The sequence below is a fragment of the Mesorhizobium carmichaelinearum genome (assembly GCF_900199455.1).
GTDB classification, from domain to species: Bacteria; Pseudomonadota; Alphaproteobacteria; order Rhizobiales; family Rhizobiaceae; genus Mesorhizobium; species Mesorhizobium carmichaelinearum.
This window is the reverse complement of record NZ_FZQR01000012.1, coordinates 1-18,383: the sequence shown is the minus strand read 5'-3', so window position 1 is coordinate 18,383 and position 18,383 is coordinate 1. Positions and strand designations below refer to the sequence as shown.

At 63.5% G+C, this 18,383-nt stretch carries 16 protein-coding genes; 6 read left to right on the top strand and 10 right to left on the bottom strand.

Going from position 1 to position 18,383, the window contains the following annotated elements:
• Positions 1 to 23: 23 nt before the first annotated feature.
• From rsmG to mnmE, 3 genes are all read right to left on the bottom strand, one after another.
• Complete coding sequence (rsmG, locus tag CKW40_RS25345) at positions 24 to 656, bottom strand: 16S rRNA (guanine(527)-N(7))-methyltransferase RsmG (protein WP_095202593.1); 633 nt, start codon at positions 654 to 656, stop codon at positions 24 to 26.
• Positions 653 to 2,524, bottom strand: coding sequence for a tRNA uridine-5-carboxymethylaminomethyl(34) synthesis enzyme MnmG (gene mnmG, locus CKW40_RS25340; protein WP_095202592.1), 1,872 nt, complete (start codon positions 2,522 to 2,524; stop codon positions 653 to 655). Before mnmG ends, rsmG begins: the two co-directional genes overlap by 4 nt.
• A 436-nt stretch (positions 2,525 to 2,960) precedes the next feature.
• Positions 2,961 to 4,292: a tRNA uridine-5-carboxymethylaminomethyl(34) synthesis GTPase MnmE gene (mnmE, locus tag CKW40_RS25335; protein ID WP_095202591.1), complete on the bottom strand. Its 1,332-nt coding sequence runs from the start codon at positions 4,290 to 4,292 to the stop codon at positions 2,961 to 2,963.
• 60 nt (positions 4,293 to 4,352) lie between these two features.
• On the opposite strand from mnmE, the gene CKW40_RS25330 reads away from it, so the two are divergent.
• Entirely contained in the window at positions 4,353 to 6,368 is a 2,016-nt protein-coding gene (locus CKW40_RS25330; protein WP_095202787.1) for a thioredoxin domain-containing protein, read from the top strand.
• A gap of 155 nt (positions 6,369 to 6,523) precedes the next feature.
• Here the strand turns inward: CKW40_RS25330 and rho are convergent, their stop codons facing one another.
• The 3 genes from rho to hemE form a co-directional block, all read right to left on the bottom strand.
• Complete coding sequence (gene rho, locus CKW40_RS25325) at positions 6,524 to 7,789, bottom strand: transcription termination factor Rho (RefSeq protein WP_095202590.1); 1,266 nt, start codon at positions 7,787 to 7,789, stop codon at positions 6,524 to 6,526.
• Between the two features lie 163 nt (positions 7,790 to 7,952).
• Positions 7,953 to 8,489 (bottom strand): protoporphyrinogen oxidase HemJ, encoded by a 537-nt coding sequence (hemJ, locus tag CKW40_RS25320; RefSeq protein WP_095202589.1) that lies wholly within the window; start codon positions 8,487 to 8,489, stop codon positions 7,953 to 7,955.
• Positions 8,489 to 9,520 carry a uroporphyrinogen decarboxylase gene (gene hemE / locus CKW40_RS25315; RefSeq protein ID WP_095202588.1) on the bottom strand — a complete coding sequence of 344 codons (1,032 nt, stop codon included), beginning with the start codon at positions 9,518 to 9,520 and terminating at the stop codon, positions 8,489 to 8,491. The genes hemJ and hemE overlap by 1 nt, the downstream gene beginning before the upstream one ends.
• Before the next feature lie 258 nt (positions 9,521 to 9,778).
• Between hemE and CKW40_RS25310 the strand changes: the two genes are divergently transcribed.
• The 5 genes from CKW40_RS25310 (at position 9,779) to dnaQ (ending at position 13,860) form a co-directional block, all read left to right on the top strand.
• On the top strand, positions 9,779 to 10,747 hold the full coding sequence (locus CKW40_RS25310) for a pyruvate, water dikinase regulatory protein (protein WP_439331009.1): 969 nt from the start codon (positions 9,779 to 9,781) through the stop codon (positions 10,745 to 10,747).
• Between the two features lie 275 nt (positions 10,748 to 11,022).
• Positions 11,023 to 11,622, top strand: a complete 600-nt coding sequence (locus CKW40_RS25305; RefSeq protein ID WP_095202586.1) for a Maf-like protein — start codon at positions 11,023 to 11,025, stop codon at positions 11,620 to 11,622.
• On the top strand, positions 11,615 to 12,457 hold the full coding sequence (locus CKW40_RS25300; RefSeq protein WP_095202585.1) for a shikimate dehydrogenase: 843 nt from the start codon (positions 11,615 to 11,617) through the stop codon (positions 12,455 to 12,457). Before CKW40_RS25305 ends, CKW40_RS25300 begins: the two co-directional genes overlap by 8 nt.
• Positions 12,454 to 13,059 (top strand): dephospho-CoA kinase, encoded by a 606-nt coding sequence (gene coaE, locus CKW40_RS25295; protein ID WP_095202584.1) that lies wholly within the window; start codon positions 12,454 to 12,456, stop codon positions 13,057 to 13,059. The genes CKW40_RS25300 and coaE overlap by 4 nt, the downstream gene beginning before the upstream one ends.
• A gap of 75 nt (positions 13,060 to 13,134) precedes the next feature.
• Complete coding sequence (gene dnaQ / locus CKW40_RS25290; protein WP_095202583.1) at positions 13,135 to 13,860, top strand: DNA polymerase III subunit epsilon; 726 nt, start codon at positions 13,135 to 13,137, stop codon at positions 13,858 to 13,860.
• On the opposite strand, the gene CKW40_RS25285 is transcribed toward dnaQ, so the two are convergent.
• From CKW40_RS25285 to CKW40_RS25265, 4 genes are all read right to left on the bottom strand, one after another.
• A complete protein-coding gene (locus tag CKW40_RS25285; RefSeq protein ID WP_095202582.1) occupies positions 13,855 to 14,808 on the bottom strand; it encodes an alpha/beta hydrolase in 954 nt (317 codons plus the stop codon). The two genes, dnaQ and CKW40_RS25285, sit on opposite strands and share 6 nt — an antisense overlap.
• Positions 14,809 to 14,820: 12 nt before the next feature.
• Positions 14,821 to 15,501 carry an isochorismatase family protein gene (locus CKW40_RS25280; protein ID WP_095202581.1) on the bottom strand — a complete coding sequence of 227 codons (681 nt, stop codon included), beginning with the start codon at positions 15,499 to 15,501 and terminating at the stop codon, positions 14,821 to 14,823.
• Positions 15,498 to 16,793 (bottom strand): M24 family metallopeptidase, encoded by a 1,296-nt coding sequence (locus CKW40_RS25275; RefSeq protein ID WP_095202580.1) that lies wholly within the window; start codon positions 16,791 to 16,793, stop codon positions 15,498 to 15,500. Before CKW40_RS25275 ends, CKW40_RS25280 begins: the two co-directional genes overlap by 4 nt.
• Positions 16,794 to 17,116: 323 nt before the next feature.
• Positions 17,117 to 18,085 (bottom strand): GlxA family transcriptional regulator, encoded by a 969-nt coding sequence (locus CKW40_RS25265; RefSeq protein ID WP_095202579.1) that lies wholly within the window; start codon positions 18,083 to 18,085, stop codon positions 17,117 to 17,119.
• Positions 18,086 to 18,383: the final 298 nt, after the last annotated feature.

Genomic DNA, 18,383 nt, shown 5'->3' with positions numbered 1-18,383 from the left:
CCAAATAGCCCGACAGATCGGGATCAGACAGGTCGCAGCTCGGACAGTTCCAGGATGACGCCATGGGGGTCCGTCACACTGGGATGTTCTACCAGATCGAAGGCCCATCGGTTAACGCTTTCTTGCACTTCGGCGCGATAATCCCGGCCTTTGTGGAACAGGCCGCGTGCGCCTGAGGTCAGCCAAGGAGCCGACAGATCCAACAAGACCGAAAGCGAGGCCAAAGCCCGTGCCGTGACGATTTGCGGCGTGGAAACAATCGCATGGCTGTCCTCGATACGGCGCGCCACGACCCGCGCCGGCAGGCTGAACTGGCCGATGACGGTCTGCAGGAACGACGCCTTTTTGCGGTTGCTTTCCACCAGATCGATGCTGGCTCCCGAACGGTCGGCGAGCAGGAAAGCCATGACCAGGCCCGGAAATCCGCCGCCCGAGCCGATGTCGACCCAATGCGTGGCATTGGGCTCTATGCGCGCCAGCTGCGCGCTGTCGAGGATGTGGCGCTGCCAGACATCGCCTGCGGTCGACTGCGCCACCAGATTGATGCTGCGATTCCATTTCTGGAACATGGCTTCGAACGCCACCAGGCGATCGAATGTTTCACGTGAAACCGGGCCAGCCGCGTCCTGCAGGCTCTGTAGGGAGAAAGAACTCACGCAACGTCTCTCTGCGCACTTTCATAATGCCGGACATGCGCGACAATGATCGCCAATGCCGCCGGCGTCATGCCCTCCATGCGCTGCGCATCGGCAATGGAACGCGGCCGCCGCGCCGTCATCTTCTGCTTCAGTTCGTTGGACAGGCCGGGCACGCCGACGAAGTCGACGGTCTCGGGGATCAGGCGGCTCTCCTCGTGGCGGATCTGCGCCACATCGCTCTTTTGGCGATCGAGATAGACCGAATATTTCGCCTCCGTTTCGAGACGTTCCGCGGTCTTGGCATCGATCTCGCCGAACCTCGGCTCGACCTTGGCCAGCCAGGCGACGTCGACATCGGGATAGGCCAGCAACTCATAACCGGACCGGCGCACGCCATCACGGTTGATCTCAAGCCCATGCCGCGCCGCTTCATTGGGCGTCATCGCCAGCGACTTCGCCAGCTCCCGCGCCGCGTCGAGCCGCTGCATGACATCACCATAGCGCCGCATGCGTTGCGCCGAGGCGATCCCCAGCTTCTCCGCGAGCGGCGTCAGCCGCTCATCAGCATTGTCGGCGCGCAGCGACAGCCGGAATTCGGCGCGCGAGGTGAACATGCGATAGGGTTCGCTGATACCGCGGCTGGTCAAATCGTCGACCATCACGCCGATATAGGCTTCCGTGCGGCTGAGCACGATCTGCTCGCCGCCTGACGCACGACGCGCCGCGTTGAGCCCGGCGAGCAGGCCTTGGCCGGCAGCTTCCTCATAGCCGGTGGTGCCGTTGATCTGCCCGGCGAGGAACAGGCCGCCGACGCGCTTCGTCTCCAATGTCTGGTGGAGCTCACGCGGATCAACATGATCATATTCAATGGCATAGCCGGGCTGCAACATCATAGCATGCTCCAGCCCGGGAATGGTCTTCAGGATGTCGAGCTGAACATCTTCGGGCAGCGAGGTCGAAATCCCGTTGGGATAGACGGTGTCGTCGTCCAGCCCTTCCGGCTCGAGAAAGATCTGGTGGCCGTCCCGGTCGCCGAACTTGACGATCTTGTCCTCGATCGACGGGCAATAGCGTGGGCCAACGCCTTCGATCGAGCCGGAATACATGGCGGAGCGGCCGAGATTGGCGCGGATCAGATCATGCGTGGCCGTTGTCGTGCGCGTGATGCCACAGTCGATCTGCGGTGTGTCGATGCGGTCGGTCATCAGCGAGAACGGCACGGGATCTTCATCCGCCGCCTGGCTCTCGAGCGACGCCCAGTCGATGGTCTTTCCGTCCAGCCGCGGCGGCGTGCCGGTTTTCAGGCGGCCGAGCTTGAAGCCCGCGCGGGCCATAGTCGCCGACAGACCAAGACTTGCCTGCTCGTTCATGCGGCCAGCGACGATCTTCTTCTCGCCAATATGAATGAGGCCGCGCAGGAAGGTGCCTGTCGTGAGGACCACGGCGCCGCAAGCTAGCCTGCGGCCGTCGGCCAGGAGAACAGCGGTGATCCGTCCTTCGGCGATATCGAAATCCAGAACCTCGGCCTCGACCACGTCGAGATCGTTCTGCTGCCGAATCGCTTCCTGCATGGCCAGGCGATAGAGCTTCCTGTCGGCCTGCGTGCGGGGCCCGCGCACCGCCGGGCCCTTGCGCCGATTGAGCAAACGGAACTGGATGCCGGCCGCATCCGCCACGCGGCCCATCAGCCCGTCCATTGCATCAATTTCGCGGACCAGATGGCCCTTGCCAAGCCCGCCGATCGCCGGATTGCAGGACATCACGCCGATCGTGTCCAAGCGCAGCGTCACCAGCGCGGTTTTGGCGCCGGCGCGCGCGGCAGCACTGGCCGCCTCGCACCCCGCATGGCCGCCGCCCACCACAACCACATCATAGTGATCGGTCATTTCAAATGTCCTGGACTCGAAAGATTGACGGACACATGTCCCCACAGGGCGAAGCTGTCAAGAAAACTTCGCGGCAAGTTTCACGTGAAACAGATCGGCGCCGCCCGTGAGATAGTGTTTCGCGTGAGTCAAATACCCCGGTAGGTGGCGATAACATTGGTCTGCGCTGCCCCTCATGCGCCTGCCGGCACCTTCTCCCCGTACAGTCACGGGGAGAAGGGAACTAGCCGCGACCTCTGCGCCTCTCCTGAAACCGTCAGAGATTGGCGGAGCCATCAATGGCAGCGTCTTTCTCCCCGTCACTATACGGGGAGAAATGCCCGGCAGGGCAATGAGGGGCGGCGCCCACACACGCCATATCTGGTGCCGCCTCAAGAACAGCGTTTCACGTGAGTCACCGAATCACCTTTTCCGGGCAGTGACTGTTTCACGTGAATCATTTCCCGATGCAGAACTGCCCGAAGATCACGTCGAGCATATCCTCGACATCGATCGCGCCAACGATTCGGCCGAGGCTGTCCGCCGCCAGCCGCAACTCTTCGGCGCGCAGCTCCTGGCCAGCGGCGTGGTCGTCGGTGGCGCGACGCAGATGGCGATTCGCCTCGCCGAGCAGTTCGACATGACGCAGGCGGGACGGCAGGACATCGCCAACATCGCCAGCCGCTTCTGCGGCGCGACGGCCAATCTCAGCCAGGAGCGCCTCCACGCCAATGCCATTCATGGCTGAAATGACGAAATCATATTTGCTGGCCGCGTCGCTGGCTGCCTGCGCATTCAACAGATCAAGCTTCGTGCCGACGCGCAGCAGAGGCGCCGTCGTCGGGACCGGGCCTATGCCTTTGGGAGACAAACTATCTTCCAGCAGCAGCAAGAAATCGGCGCGATTAGCCTTGGCCCGTGCCTTCTCGATGCCGATCGCCTCGACCTTGCCCGGCGCGTCGCGCAACCCGGCCGTATCGGTCAGCCTGACACGCAGCCCGCCGAGGTCCAGCGTCACCTCGAGCAAGTCACGGGTCGTGCCGGGCTCATCCGTTACAATAGCTGCATCGCGCCGCGCCAAGGCGTTGAACAGACTCGACTTGCCGGCATTCGGCGCGCCGAGAATAACGACCTCGAAACCGTCGCGGATGATCTCGGCGGCGTGAAATCCGGCGATGTGGCGATCGATTTCGCCGACCATCGCCCGGACATCCGACCAGACCGTATCCGAAACGGATCCAGGTACATCGTCTTCGTCGGCGAAGTCGATCTCCGCCTCGATCATGGCCCGCGCATGGATCAGCCGACGGCGCCAACTCATATAAAGCTCGCTCTGGACGCCATCCGCATTCTGGACCGCAAAGCGCCGCTGCGCCTCGGTCTCGGCGTTGACCAGGTCCGCCAGCGCTTCCGTCTCGACCAAGTCGAGTTTGCCGTTGAGAAAGGCGCGACGCGTGAATTCACCGGGCTCCGCGTGCCTAACGCCGTCAAAGGCGGCGATCGTCTCCAGCATCCGGGCCACGACGGCGCGTCCGCCATGGACGTGGAATTCGGCCACATCCTCCCCGGTAAAGCTGGCCGGACCGGGAAAGAAGATAATCAGACCGCTGTCCAGCACAGTTCCATCCGGCGCCTTGAACTTGCGCAGAACCGCCGCACGCTCCTTAACCATGCCGCCGGCGATCGTTTCGATTACGAATCGAGTCTGCGGGCCTGAAATACGCAGCACGGCAACACCGGCTGGAAGCCGGCCGCTCGACAGCGCAACGATCGAATCGCCTGAAATCATTTGCCCGCTCTGTTGAACCGCCCTAGCCTCGCGCCTTCAAAACAACCCGAGTTGCCCATCGTGACATTGCCCGCGCAAAACCTGCTTGCCGAAGAAGCCAGCCCCTATCTGCAGCAGCACAGTGGCAATCCCGTCCACTGGCGGGCCTGGTCGCCGGCATCGCTCGAAGAAGCCAAGACGCTCGATCGCCCGATCCTGCTGTCCGTCGGCTATGCCGCCTGCCACTGGTGCCATGTCATGGCCCACGAAAGCTTCGAGAATGACGGCGTCGCCGCCGTCATGAACCGTCTGTTCGTCAATATCAAGGTCGACCGCGAGGAGCGTCCCGACATCGACCAGATCTATATGGCCGCGCTGTCCTCGATGGGCGAGCAAGGCGGCTGGCCGCTGACCATGTTCCTGACGCCGGACGGCAAGCCATTCTGGGGCGGCACCTATTTTCCGCGCGAGGCGCGCTATGGCCGGCCTGGATTCATCCAGGTGATGGAAGCGGTCGACAAGGCGTGGCGCGAGAAGCGCGACAGCCTGCACCAGAGCGCCGACGGCCTGACCTCCCATGTCGAGGCGCGGCTCTCCGGCACGCACGCCAAGGAGAGCCTCGACCGCGGCACGCTCACCGACCTCGCCGGCCGCATCGGCGGCATGATCGACCGCGACCTTGGCGGCCTGCGCGGCGCGCCGAAATTCCCCAACGCGCCATTCATGCTCACGCTGTGGCTGTCCTGGCTGCGCGACGGCAACGCTGCGCATCGCGACGACGTGCTTGTCAGCCTCGAACATATGCTGAGCGGCGGCATCTATGACCACATTGGCGGCGGGCTCAGCCGCTACTCGACCGATGCCGAGTGGCTGGTGCCGCATTTCGAGAAGATGCTTTACGACAACGCCGAACTCATCCGCTTCTGCAACTGGGCCTTTTCGGCGAGCGGCAATGATTTGTTCCGGATACGAATCGAAGAGACGGTCGACTGGCTGCTGCGCGAAATGCGCGTCGACGGCGGTGCCTTCGCCGCCAGCCTCGACGCCGACAGCGATGGTGAGGAGGGTCTCTTCTACACCTGGAGCAGACAAGAGATCGAAACCGTCCTTGGTGCCGAATCGGCCTTGTTTTTCAAATACTTCACACTCTCCAGCCCGCATGGCTGGGATGGCAAGCCGGTTGTCCATCAAACCCGCGCCCAGCAAGCCCAGAGCGTGGCCGATCGCGACCATCTGATCCCGATCAAGGCAAGACTTCTCGCCGCCCGGGAAGCGCGGGTCAGGCCAGGTCTGGATGCAAAGACCCTCACCGACTGGAACGGCCTGATGATTGGGGCACTGGCCGAGGCCGGCCGCTCGCTGAGCCGGCCCGACTGGATCGAGGCCGCGGCAAAGGCCTTCGCCCATATCTCCGGAGCCAGCCGCGACAGACGCTTGCCGCATTCCATGCTCGGTGCCAGAAAACTGTTTCCTGCTTTGTCGATTGACTATGCCGCGATGGCCAATGCAGCGATCTCGCTGTTCGAGGCATCGGGCGATTGGAACTATATCGACCAGGCAAAGCAATTCATCGAGCAGCTCGACCATTGGCACGCCGACGCCGCGGGCACAGGTTACTATCTGACCGCATCCGACAGCACCGACGTGCCGATCCGCATCAGGGGCGATGTCGACGAGGCGATTTCGTCAGCCACCAGCCAGATCATCCAAGCGCTGACGCGGCTCGCCTCCGCTACCGGCGATCTCGATCTCGGGGAAAAAGCCTGGAAGATTGCCGAGCATGCCGCCGGCCGCGCGGCGCACCAGGCCTATGGCCAGGCCGGCATTGTCAACGCCTGCGCGTTTGCCATCGAGCCGCTGAAACTGGTCATCATCGATAGTGTGGACGACCCAAAGCTTGTTCCGGCTGCGAATCGATGCCCCGACCCGCGCCGTGTCGACATTGTGGTCGGGATTGGTTCGGAAGCGAATCGACCGTTGCTGCCGGGCGGGATCCTACCGCCGACCGACAAAGTGGGTGCCTGGCTTTGTACTGGGCAGGTGTGTTTGCCTGTGGTGACGGATGCAGGGGAATTGGAGCGATTGTTGCGGCGCTAGCTCCTCACCCTCCCCCTTGTGGGGAGGGTCGGCTCGCGATCGTAGCGAAGCGGAGATCGTGAGACGGGGTGGGGGTGAATCGCCAGCCTCGGTGCTGCACCCCACCCCGATCCGCTGCGCGGATCGACCCTCCCCACAAGGCGGAGGGTAAGCTCCTACGTATTCATCGAATCGAAGAAATCGCCGTTGGTCTTGGTCTGCTTCAGCTTGTCGATGAGGAACTCGATCGCGTCGGTGGTTCCCATCGGCGCCAGAATCCGGCGCAGCACGAAGATCTTCTGCAGGTCCGAGCGCGGAACCAGCAGGTCTTCCTTGCGGGTACCGGACTTCAGGATATCCATGGCCGGATAGATACGCTTGTCGGCGACCTTGCGGTCGAGCACGATTTCCGAATTGCCGGTGCCCTTGAACTCTTCGAAGATGACTTCGTCCATGCGGCTGCCGGTATCGATCAGCGCGGTGGCGATGATGGTCAGCGAACCGCCTTCCTCGATGTTGCGCGCCGCGCCGAAGAAGCGCTTCGGCCGCTGCAGCGCGTTGGCGTCGACACCGCCGGTCAGCACCTTGCCGGAGGACGGCACCACGGTGTTGTAGGCGCGGCCGAGGCGGGTGATGGAATCGAGCAGGATGACGACGTCGCGGCCATGTTCGACCAGGCGCTTGGCCTTTTCGATGACCATTTCGGCGACCTGCACGTGACGTACTGCCGGTTCATCGAAGGTCGAGGAGACAACCTCGCCCTTCACCGAACGCTGCATGTCGGTCACTTCTTCCGGCCGCTCGTCGATCAAAAGCACGATCAGATAGCATTCCGGGTGATTGGTGGTGATGGAGTGGGCGATGTTCTGCAGCAGCACCGTCTTACCGGTACGCGGCTGCGCGACGATCAGCGCGCGCTGGCCCTTGCCGAGCGGCGCCACCAGGTCGATGACGCGTGGCGAGATGTCCTTGGAGGTCGGAACCTCCATTTCCATCTTCAGCCGCGAGGTAGGGTAAAGCGGCGTCAGATTGTCGAAGTGGATCTTGTGGCGGATCTTTTCGGGATCGTCGAAATTGATGGTGTTGACCTTGAGCAGCGCGAAATAGCGCTCGCCCTCTTTCGGGCTGCGGATCGGCCCTTCGACCGTATCGCCGGTCTTCAGCGAAAAGCGCCGGATCTGCGACGGCGAAATATAGATGTCGTCGGGACCTGGCAGGTAGTTGGCGTTGGCCGAACGCAGGAAGCCGAACCCGTCCTGGAGCACTTCGACCACGCCGTCGCCAATGATCTCGACGTCCTGGGCGGCCAGCTTCTTCAGGATAGCGAACATCAGTTCCTGCTTGCGCATGACGCTGGCGTTCTCGACCTCGAGCGATTCGGCATAAGCGATCAGCTCTGGCGGCTTCTTGTTCTTGAATTCGGTAAGTTTCATTTCTTGCATAGACGGACTCTGGGTGAGCTTTGGGAAAAAATATCGGCGGGATGCGACAAATGCCGGGCGCGGCCAAAAACAATGAAGGGCGGCGCATGACGGGAAGGAAGACCCGTCTTTTATCGTCGGTCGGGTGAAAGAGCAAGCCGCGTTTTACGAGGCCTGATCGGCCTCAGAACGGCTTGACGACAACCAGGATCACAATTGCGATCATCAACAATGTGGGGATCTCGTTGACGATCCGCCAGTGCTTCGCGGGCTTTTCATTGCGGTCCTCGGCGAATTTGCGCACAGCGCCGGCGAGATAACCGTGAACGGCGGACAACAGAAGCACCAAACCGATCTTGGCGTGCAGCCAGCCGCCGTGGAATCCAAACACTTTCCAGGCAAGCCACAGGCCGAACACCCAGGTGATGATCATCGCCGGATTGATGATGCCGCGCAGCAGGCGCCGCTCCATCACCTTGAACGTTTCCGACTGCACCGACCCTTTCTCGGCATCCACGTGATAGACGAACAGCCGCGGCAGATAGAGCATGCCGGCCATCCACGAAATGACGGCAAGGATATGGATCGCCTTCGCCCAGGGATAGAAACTGTCGGGTGCGAAGAAAAACAAAAGCGCCGTCAGCACAATCAGGACACCGATCCCGATAGTCATGCGCATCATCGCCTGGCCTGTGCTGTTCGTGTTGTTCATCTGGGCCATCAGCGTGCCGCGCTCCTCACCTGTTTCACCATCGCCTCGACATGCGCTATCGGTGTCTCCGGCGTGATGCCGTGGCCGAGATTGAAGATCAGCGGTCCGTCACCCAACGCTTTCAGGATCGTCTCGACACCGTCGGATAGCGCTTTGCCGCCAGCCACGAGGCGCAAGGGATCGAGATTGCCCTGGACCGCACCCGAGCGCTGCAGATCCTTCGCCGCAGCCAGCGGCACCGTCCAGTCGATCCCCAGGCCCGTTACGCCGGTCTTCTGGCGATAGGTGCGGTAGCGCGCGCCAGCGCCCTTGGGGAAACCGATGATCGGCACATCGGGATGGACCGCACGAACCTGCCGGACGATCTCGGCCACCGGCCAAACGCAAAACTGGTCGAACGACGCATCGTCGAGCACGCCGGACCAGGAATCGAAAATCTGGACAACGTCGGCGCCGGCCTCGATCTGCCGGATCAGATAGGCCGCCGAATGGTCGGCAAGCACCTTCAAGAGATGTTGAAACGCCGCCGGCTCGCGGTAGGCGAACAGCCGCGCCGGTGCCTGGTCGGGCGTTCCATGGCCGGCAATCATATAGGTCGCCACCGTCCAGGGCGCGCCGCAGAAGCCGATCAGCGTGGTTTCGTCGGGCAGTTTGGCCCGCAACCGGCGAACCGTCTCATAGACCGGTTCGAGATTCACGTGAAACACATCGCTTTCCAGAGCCATGATCTCGGCAACCGAGATCGGCGTCAAAAGCGGTCCTCTTCCCTCCTCGAAGCGAACATCGCGGCCAAGCGCATGCGGAACGACAAGGATGTCGGAGAACAGGATCGATGCGTCGAAGCCGAAGCGTTCGATCGGCTGCAGCGTCACTTCGACGGCCAGGTCGGGATCATAGCAGAGGTCGAGGAACGAACCCGCCCGCCTGCGTGTTTCACGATATTCCGGCAGATAGCGCCCGGCCTGGCGCATCATCCAGAGCGGAGGCGGAAACACTGTCTCGCCCTTCAGGACGTCCAGCATGATCCGGCTTTTGGGCATCGAGCGCTCGCCTCTCCCAGCCTGCCTATAATCTTAAAGATTCTTATATCTAAGATTCTTCTGATTCTAAGAGTCTGTTGGTTGTGGTGGTTGTCACCTGTCCCGCTTTGCCCCGAAAAACACCAGCAAGCATATTGTCGCGTGCTTCGTTCTCCCGGATGTAGGGTTCTGGGGATAGTTCGGAATCCGCCACTGGAGTCAAAGCCTTAGGATGCTTCGGGAAAAGTCGGCCCTGTGGACGGAAGCAGAGCAAGAAAACTGGTCCCCAGACTTGTCCCCAGCCGCCCGACGAAGCTGACAGCACAGCGAATTGTGGACAAACTGCCATCTGATACAGTCGCCTCCGACCGGCCTCTCTTTCTGTCCCGGTTTATCCACACAAGCCCACAGCCCCAGGTGATCCCTGTGAACAAACCCCAGAGCTTCTTTCACCTGCACCTGATTTCCGACGCGACCGGCGAAACGCTGCTCGCCGCCGGGCGGGCGGCTTCGGCGCAATACAAGGACGCGCGGGCCATCGAGCATATCTACCCGCTCATCCGCACCGAAAAGCAGGTGGCCAAGGTGTTCGAGGATATCGAGGAGGAGCCGGGCATTATCCTCTATACGGTCGTCGACCAGAAGCTGGCGCGCGGCATCGACGAGCGCTGCGCCACCATGGGCCTGCCCTGTGTGTCGGTGCTGGAGCCGGTGCTGACCGTGTTCCAGTCCTATCTCGGCACGCCGGCCGGCCGCCGCGTCGGCGCCCAGCATGTTCTCGACGCCGAATATTTCCGCCGCATCGATGCGTTGAACTTCACCATGGAGCATGATGACGGCCAGCTGCCGGCCAATATGGACGATGCCGATATCGTGCTGATCGGCATTTCGCGGACGTCGAAGACCCCGACCAGCATTTATCTCGCCAACCGCGGCATCAAGACCGCCAACATCCCGATCGTACTCGGCGTGCCGGTGCCGGAAAGCCTGGTCAGCGCCTCGAAGCCGCTGATCGTCGGGCTGATCGCCACCGCCGAGCGCATCTCGCATGTCCGCCAGAACCGCATCCTCGGCAACAGCAGCTCCTATGAGGCTGGCGACTACGTCGACCGCGCCGCCATCACCGAAGAGCTCGCCTACGCCCGCCAGATCTGCACGCGCCATGGCTGGCCGATGATCGACGTCAGCCGCCGCTCGATCGAGGAAACGGCCGCGGCCATCGTTGCCCTGCGGGGGAAGAACAGGTAAAATGTCGCGATCCTTCACGCGCGCTTTCATCTGTTGCAAGAAGGTCGCGCCCAGTCGACCCGACCCCCTCTGGCCTGCCGGCCATCTCCCCCTCAAGGAGGGAGATCAAGCTCCTCATTGCTTTCGCCAACTTTCAACGTTGCAAGTATGGCGAGGCGCCGAAGCTGCCGATCTCCCCCCTTGAGGGGGAGATGGCCGGCAGGCCAGAGGGGGTCGGTTCGACCGGACGCGACCTCCCTGCCGCAATTAACGGCGATCAACCAGGCGCACCAAACATGACCGAAAAAATCATCCTCGCCTCAGGCAGTCCGTTCCGCAAGGCGATGCTGGTCAATGCCGGCATCGACGTCGAAGCCGTCCCGGCCGATGTCGACGAGCGCGCGCTCGAGGCGCCGTTGCAGGACAGCGGTGTTTCACCCGAGGATGTCGCCTTGGTGCTGGCCGAGGCCAAGGCCACCGAGGTCAGCGAGCGTCGGCCCGGCGCGCTGGTGCTCGGCTGCGACCAGACCTTGTCGCTCGGCGACGAAGTGTTCCACAAGCCGGCCGACATGGAAGGCGCGCGCCGCCATCTTCTGGCGCTGTCGGGCCAGACCCATCAGCTCAACAGTGCGGCCGTTCTGGTCCGCGACGGTCAGGTGCTGTGGCGCCATGTCGGCATCGCCGGCATGACCATGCGCAAGCTCGACCCTGGTTTCATCGGCCGGCATCTCGCCCGCGTCGGCGCCAAGGCGCTGACCAGCGTCGGCGCTTACCAGATCGAAGGCGAAGGCATCCAGCTGTTCGAGAAGATCGAGGGCGACCATTTTACGATTGTCGGCCTGCCGCTTTTGCCGCTGCTGGCGGAACTGCGCACGCTGGGAGCGATCGATGGCTGAGGCGTCAAAAAAAGCCTTCGTCACCGGCCACCCGATCAAGCATTCGCGCTCGCCGAAGATCCACGGCCACTGGCTGGCCAAACACGGTATCGACGGCAGCTACGAGGCGATCGATGTAGCGCCACAGGATTTTTCCGACTTCATTGGCACTTTGCAGGCAAACGGGTTTCGCGGCGGCAATGTCACCATCCCGCACAAGGAGGCCGCCTTCGCGCTGGCCGGTCGCCGCGACCAGGCGGCGGAAGAGATCGGCGCCGTCAACACGCTGTGGTTCGAGGACGACGTCCTGTGGGGCGGCAACACCGATGGTCACGGCTTTGCCGCCAACCTTGATGATTACGCGCCGGGCTGGGCGAGTACGGGACCGGCGGTGGTGCTCGGCGCCGGCGGCGCATCGCGCGCCGTCATCCAGGCGCTGAAGCAGCGCGGTGTCGCGGACATCCGTATCGTCAACCGCACGCTGGCCCGGGCGCAGGAATTGCGCGATCGTTTCGGCGCCGGCATCTCGGCGCATGGCACGACGGCGACCAATGAATTGCTGGCCGATGCCGGCCTGCTGATCAACACCACCGCGCTTGGCATGGTCGGCAATGAAGGCCTCGCCGCCGATCCGGCTTTGCTGCCCGACCACGCCATCGTCACCGACCTCGTCTATGTGCCGCTCGAAACGCCGCTGCTCGCCGCCGCCCGCGCCAAGGGGCTGAAGACGGTCGACGGCCTCGGCATGCTGCTCAACCAGGCCGTGCCCGGCTTCGAACACTGGTTCGGCGTCAGGCCGCAGGTCACGGCCGAGCTGCGCGCACTCATAGTCGCCGATCTGGTGCCGAAACCATGATCGTGCTCGGTCTCACCGGTTCGATCGGCATGGGCAAGTCGACGACGGCGAAAATGTTTGCCGAGGCTGGCGTGCCGGTCCACGATTCCGACGAGGCGGTGCATCGCCTCTATTCGGGCGCGGCGGCACCTTTGGTCGAGGCCGCCTTTCCCGGCACCACTGTTGGTGGCGTGGTCGACCGCGCCAAGCTAGGCGCCCGCGTCCTCGGCGACGCCACCGCGCTGAAACAGCTGGAAGCGATCATCCATCCTCTGGTCCGCGCCGATGCCGACGCCTTCCTGGCCAGGCATCGTAACGCCGGCGAATCGATCGCCGTGCTCGACATTCCGCTGCTGTTCGAAACCGGCGGCCGTGGCCGCGTCGACAAGGTCGTCGTCGTCACGGCGCCCGCCGAAGTCCAGCGCCAGCGCGTGCTGGCGCGGCCGGGCATGACCGAGGAAAAGCTGGCGGCGATCCTGGCCAAGCAGGTGCCGGATGAGGAGAAACGCAGGCTGGCGGATTTCGTCATCGACACCGGTCAGGGTCTGGATGCGGCGCGTTCCACCGTCGCCACCATCATCGCCGAACTCTCCGGGGATAAGTCCGGCAAAGCAGGCTCCTGACGGCAGGCCGTCAGCATTGCCCATTGCCATTTTGTTCCGGTGTCATGATTCTGCTCCTTTGGAGCGACTGATTCGATGCGCGAGATCATCTTCGATACCGAAACCACCGGCCTTGATTCGCGCGACGACCGCGTGATCGAGCTGGGCGGCGTTGAGCTGGTCAACCGTTTCCCGACCGGCAGGACGTTCCACCACTATATCAACCCGCAAGGCCGAGCGATCCATGAGGAGGCGCAGGCGGTGCACGGCATCAGTGCGGCGGATCTCGCGGGCAAGCCGACCTTTGCCGACATCGCCGAGGAATGGCTCACCTTCACCGACGGCGCCAAGCTGGTTGCCCATAACGCCACCTTCGATATCGGCTTCCTCAATGTCGAATTCGGCCGGCTCGGCCATCCCGTCGTCGATCCGGGCCTTGTCGTCGATACGCTGGCGCTGGCGCGCCGCAAGCATCCGATGGGTCCCAACTCGCTCGACGCGCTCTGCCGGCGCTACGGCATCGACAACACAAAACGCACCAAGCACGGCGCGCTGCTCGATTCCGAATTGCTGGCCGAGGTCTATATCGAGCTGATCGGCGGCAAGCAGGCTGCTCTCATCCTCGACAGCGCCACCGCGCCGGCGCAGGGCGAGAATGTCCGCCACATCGAGATCATCGTCGCCGAGCGCCCGAGGCCGCTGCTGCCGCGCCTGACTGAAGCGGAGCGCGCGGCGCACGCCGCCATGGTCGCCACGCTCGGCGAAAAGGCGCTCTGGCTGAAGGCCAATTCGTCTGAAGCAGGCGCCGCGGCGTCCTCATAGATACGGCCACTCACCCCGCCCCAGTGCCGCAACCGCCGCGATGATGCGGCCAAAAGCTTCCGCCGCGGCCGGTACCGTGGTGCGGGCGCGCAGGAAGCTGTGCACCAGCCGGTTTTCTTCATGCCACCACGCCTTGCCGCCGGCCGCGACGATGCGGTCGCGGTAGGTCTCGCCATCCGACGACAGCGGGTCGCATTCGGCCGTGAGGATCACCGTCGGCGGGAGGCCGGAAAAGTCGCGGTCGCGCAACGGTGAAAAGGTCGGATCGTCGGGCGATTGCCGCTTGGCGGAGCGCACATCGCGGTAGAAGGCAATGTCGCCGACGGACAGCAGCGGCGCCTCGGCATGTTCGACATAGGAGCCGGCGTCCTCGTCGCCGCCGAGGCCGGGATAGATCAGCACCTGGCCGGCCGCGGCGCGGGGATGATGGCGTGTCGCTTGCGCTACGGCCGCGGCCAGATTGCCGCCGGCGCTCTCGCCGCACAGCACCAGCGGCAGGCCCGGCGTCTCCGCCGCCCAGGCGAAGGCGGACGTAGCATCGTCGAAAGCGGCGGGGTGGACATGCTCCGGCGCGAGCCGGTAGTCGACCGACAGCACGTCGAAGCCGGTGCCGGCGCAGATCTCGGCGCAGATGTCGTCATGGCTGTCGAGGTTACCCAGGATAAAACCGCCGCCGTGGAAATACAGCACCATCGCCCGCGCGGCCTTGCCGGCGCGCTGATAGTGGCGGATCGGGATGCCGTGGCCCGAGGCGGCAATTAGGCCGTCGCTGGCCTTGACCCCAGGCGGGCGCCCTTGATGGAAGGCCCGGCACATCCGGTCATAGACCGCGCGCTGCTTGTCGATCGGCAGGCCGATGATCTCAGGCGGATACCAGGCGTTGACGCTGTCTATGTACGCCCACAGGGTCGGATCGAGCCGTGTTTCATATTTGCCGCGCCCGGTCATGTCGGTCTGCTGTCATAAATCGGCGTAGAGCGCGGCCGCATTGTCGAAGGTGAAGCGCAGCGGCACCGAGCCCTCGACCTGCCAGGCGGTGACCGTCTCGCCGGCCAGCAAGCGGCAGGCGCCGTCCGTATCGGTGACCGCACCGCCATAGAGCCGGTTGGCCAGGTTGAGGATGCCGGTCTGGTGCATGGCCGCACTGCCGCTGCCACAGGCATCCTTGACAAGCAGCACGCGGAATCCCTTTGCCACCGCGTCTTTCACCGTGGCGTCGATGCAGGCCTCGGTCCACACGCCGGCGATAACAAGCCATTCGATGCCGGACGCCTTGAGCCGACCGGCCGCCGGCCCTGATCGGAAGGCGCTTGCCTCGGCCTTGATGAGCAGCGCCTCGCCGTCAGTGGGCGCCACTTCATGGCAGATCTCCGTCAACGGGTCGCTCTTGTCGGAAAAGGCCGACTTGCCATCGGCACTGAGCGGATGAAAGGGCCGGTCCTGCTTGTCGAGATCGACAATATAGGCCCAGTGCTGGAGCGGCACATGGTTTGCGCGCGCCGCTTCTTGCAGGCGCTGGACGTTGGCGAGGATGCCGGCAAAGCCCTCGACCAGATAGCGCGGATCCTGCCGGTGCTCTTCCTGCAGGTCGATGAAGATAGCGGCGACCGTGCCGCGCTTGATGGAGATGGGAGCCTTCACGCCAAAAACTCATCCTCATAGGGAAAGCGCGACAGAAGCTCTGTGCCCGTCTCGGTGATCAGGATCTCGTCCTCCAGCTTGACGCCTTCGCGGCCACCCTTTTCGCCGATATAGCTTTCCACGCTCACCACCATGCCTGGCACGATATGGCCGTCGCGGCCATAGGTCTCGTAATCCATGGCATGCGCGATGAACGGTGTCTCGCCATGCATGCCGACGCCGTGCATCACCGACGTGTAGCGTTGGTCGACAAAGCGGTCGGGGATCTTCCACGCCTTCTCGGCGATCTCGCGAAACGCCATGCCGGGCTTCACGATCGAAATATTGTGCTGAACCTGCTCATGCGCCATGCGGTAGAGCGACTTCTGGTAATCGGTCGGCTTGCCCGGCCCGCAGCGGAAGGTGCGCGAAAAATCGGAATAATAGCCGTAGCAGCCGATCGTGTCGGTATCGAGCGCCAGCAACTCGCCCGGCCGGATCTTGCGGCCGCTGGCCTCGTTGAACCATGGATTGGTGCGCTGGCCGGAGGTTAAGAGCCGCGTCTCGATGAACTCGCCGCCCTGGCGGATCACCTCGCCATACATGATGGCGAACAGGTCGTTTTCGGAGACGCCGGGCTTGATCGCCTCGCGCACCGCATAGACGGCGGCCTCGGCGCCGGCCATCGACACCTGCAGGCATTTTACCTCCTCCGGTGTCTTCACCGCTCGCACCGCCAGGATCTCGCCCTGGCAATCGCGGACCTCGCAGCTGCGTTTCTCGAGCGCCAGCGCCTGCAAATGGCTGCAGCGGTCGAGCCCGAGCTTCATCGAGCCGCCGCCATGCTTCTTCAACAATTCGGCGATCTCGTCGGCGAACGGGCCGGCGGTCTCGTCGTCGCGGCCTGACACCGACGACCAGACGAGCTTGGACGGACGCGCCTCGTCGATCGTGTCGAGCACCATCGAGACATGATAGCTCTGCGGATATTCGAACAGCACGATCGGCCCTTCGGTGGGGATGAAGAAATAGCGGGTCGAGTTGCGCAGGAAATAGCCGAACATGTTGCGCGAGCCGGTGGCGTAGCGCTGGTTGTAAGGGTCGAACAAAACGACGCCGCCATAGCCGGCCTCGCGCATCCAGCCGCGCAATTTGGCCAGCCGGCCTTTGCGCAGCGCGTCGGCATCGATGAAGGACGGCTCGGTGTCGGACAGCCACATGCCGCCCGCAGGATCGGCGGCGGCGGGGTGGCGCATGCGGTCCTTGAAGTCGACGTCCTCGGTGCTGTCGGGGTCGAATACGACGATGCTCATTTGTGTCTGGCCTTGGGTCGGTTGGGAGGTCCGACCATGGCGCAGGAGGGGCGGAAGCATTGTGCGGAAAACCGCGTTTGTTGTGCGAGATGCCGCCGGCCAATCAGTTGCGCCGCGCTCCGTCACGCCCCCCTCTGCCCTGCCGGGCATCTCCCCCACGAGGGGGGAGATTGGCAGCTTCGCCGGCCGCGCTTCACTTTTCAACCTTGGAAATTGGCGAAAGCAGCGATGACAGCGATCTCCCCCCAAGTGGGGGAGATGTCCGGCAGGACAGAGGGGGGCGCTGTCCCGCCAACGTCTCATCGCGTCAGCGAGCGCCGACTCTAATGCCGTCGCGCCAGTTTCGGCGGATGCCCATGCTCCTCGCGAAAAGCCCGGGCAAAGCTCGACATCGAGGCAAAGCCGCAGGCGAGCGCCACGTCGCGCACGGCAAGCGTCGAATGCGCCAAGAGGTCGGCGGCGCGCTTCAGCCGCAGGCGCCGGTAATAGCCATTGGGCGAGATGGCGAGTTCGGAGCGAAAGGAGCGTTCGAGCTTGTCGGAGGACACGCCGAGCCGGGCGGTCAGCTCGGCCATGCTGAGCCGCTCTTCGACCGCGTCCTCCATGATGGCGATGGCCGACAGCACCAGCTCGTTCTGCACGCCGGTGCGTAGGCGCAATGGCATCAGCTTGCGGTCGACGCTGGAGCGCAACTGGCTGTGCACGAACCACTCGGCGACGCCGGCGGCAAGCTCGGCGCCATAGTCGCGAGTGATGATCTCCAGCATCATGTCGAGGCTGCCGACGCCACCGGCCGAGGTGAAACGCTTGCGGTCGATGACATAGAGGTCGCGCCGCAGTTCGATGTTGGGAAACGCCTCGGTGAAGGCGGCCTGGCTGGTCCAGTGCAAGGTGCAGGCATGGCCGTCGAGCAGGCCGGCCCGCGCCAGGAAGAACGCCGCATCCGCCACTGCGCCGATATGGGCACCATTGCGCAGGCTGCGGCGGATCCAGCTCGCCGCGTCTTCGGCAACGAGATGGTCGGCATCGCCGCCCGAACAAACGACGATGCGATCGACCTTCGGCGCATCCTCGGCATAGAACCCTGGCTGGATGACGACGCCGTTCGAAGCCTCGACCGCCCCTTTTGTGCCGCCGACGATGATCCAGCGATAACACTGCCGCTTCGCCAGGATGTTGGCGGCGCGCAGCGGCTCGATAACCGAGCTGAACGCCATCATCGGAAAGCCAGGGAACACCAGCACCGCGAAGGTGAGCGGTTCGGTTGGTTTTTCGGGTTCGCGCGTCGCCATGGGCGCTACATCTCGGGCGAATGGCGGGCTAGGTCAATCGGGGTGATGCTTGAACCTGGACCGTCGGCGCCGCCCCTCACCTGCCTGCCGGCATCCTCTCCCCGTAAACGGGGCGAGGGACGCTGTCGTGTCCGAACCGGATAGATAGGTAACAGAATGGACCGATAGCATGGGTGACAGTTTTCTTGTCCGCCGGAGGACCGGCGATGGTTTGGCGAGAGACTGGCATCATGGACGAGCGGCTACGGTTTGTTGTGGATTGCCTTGCGGGTGAGGAGACGATGAGTGCGCTTTGTGC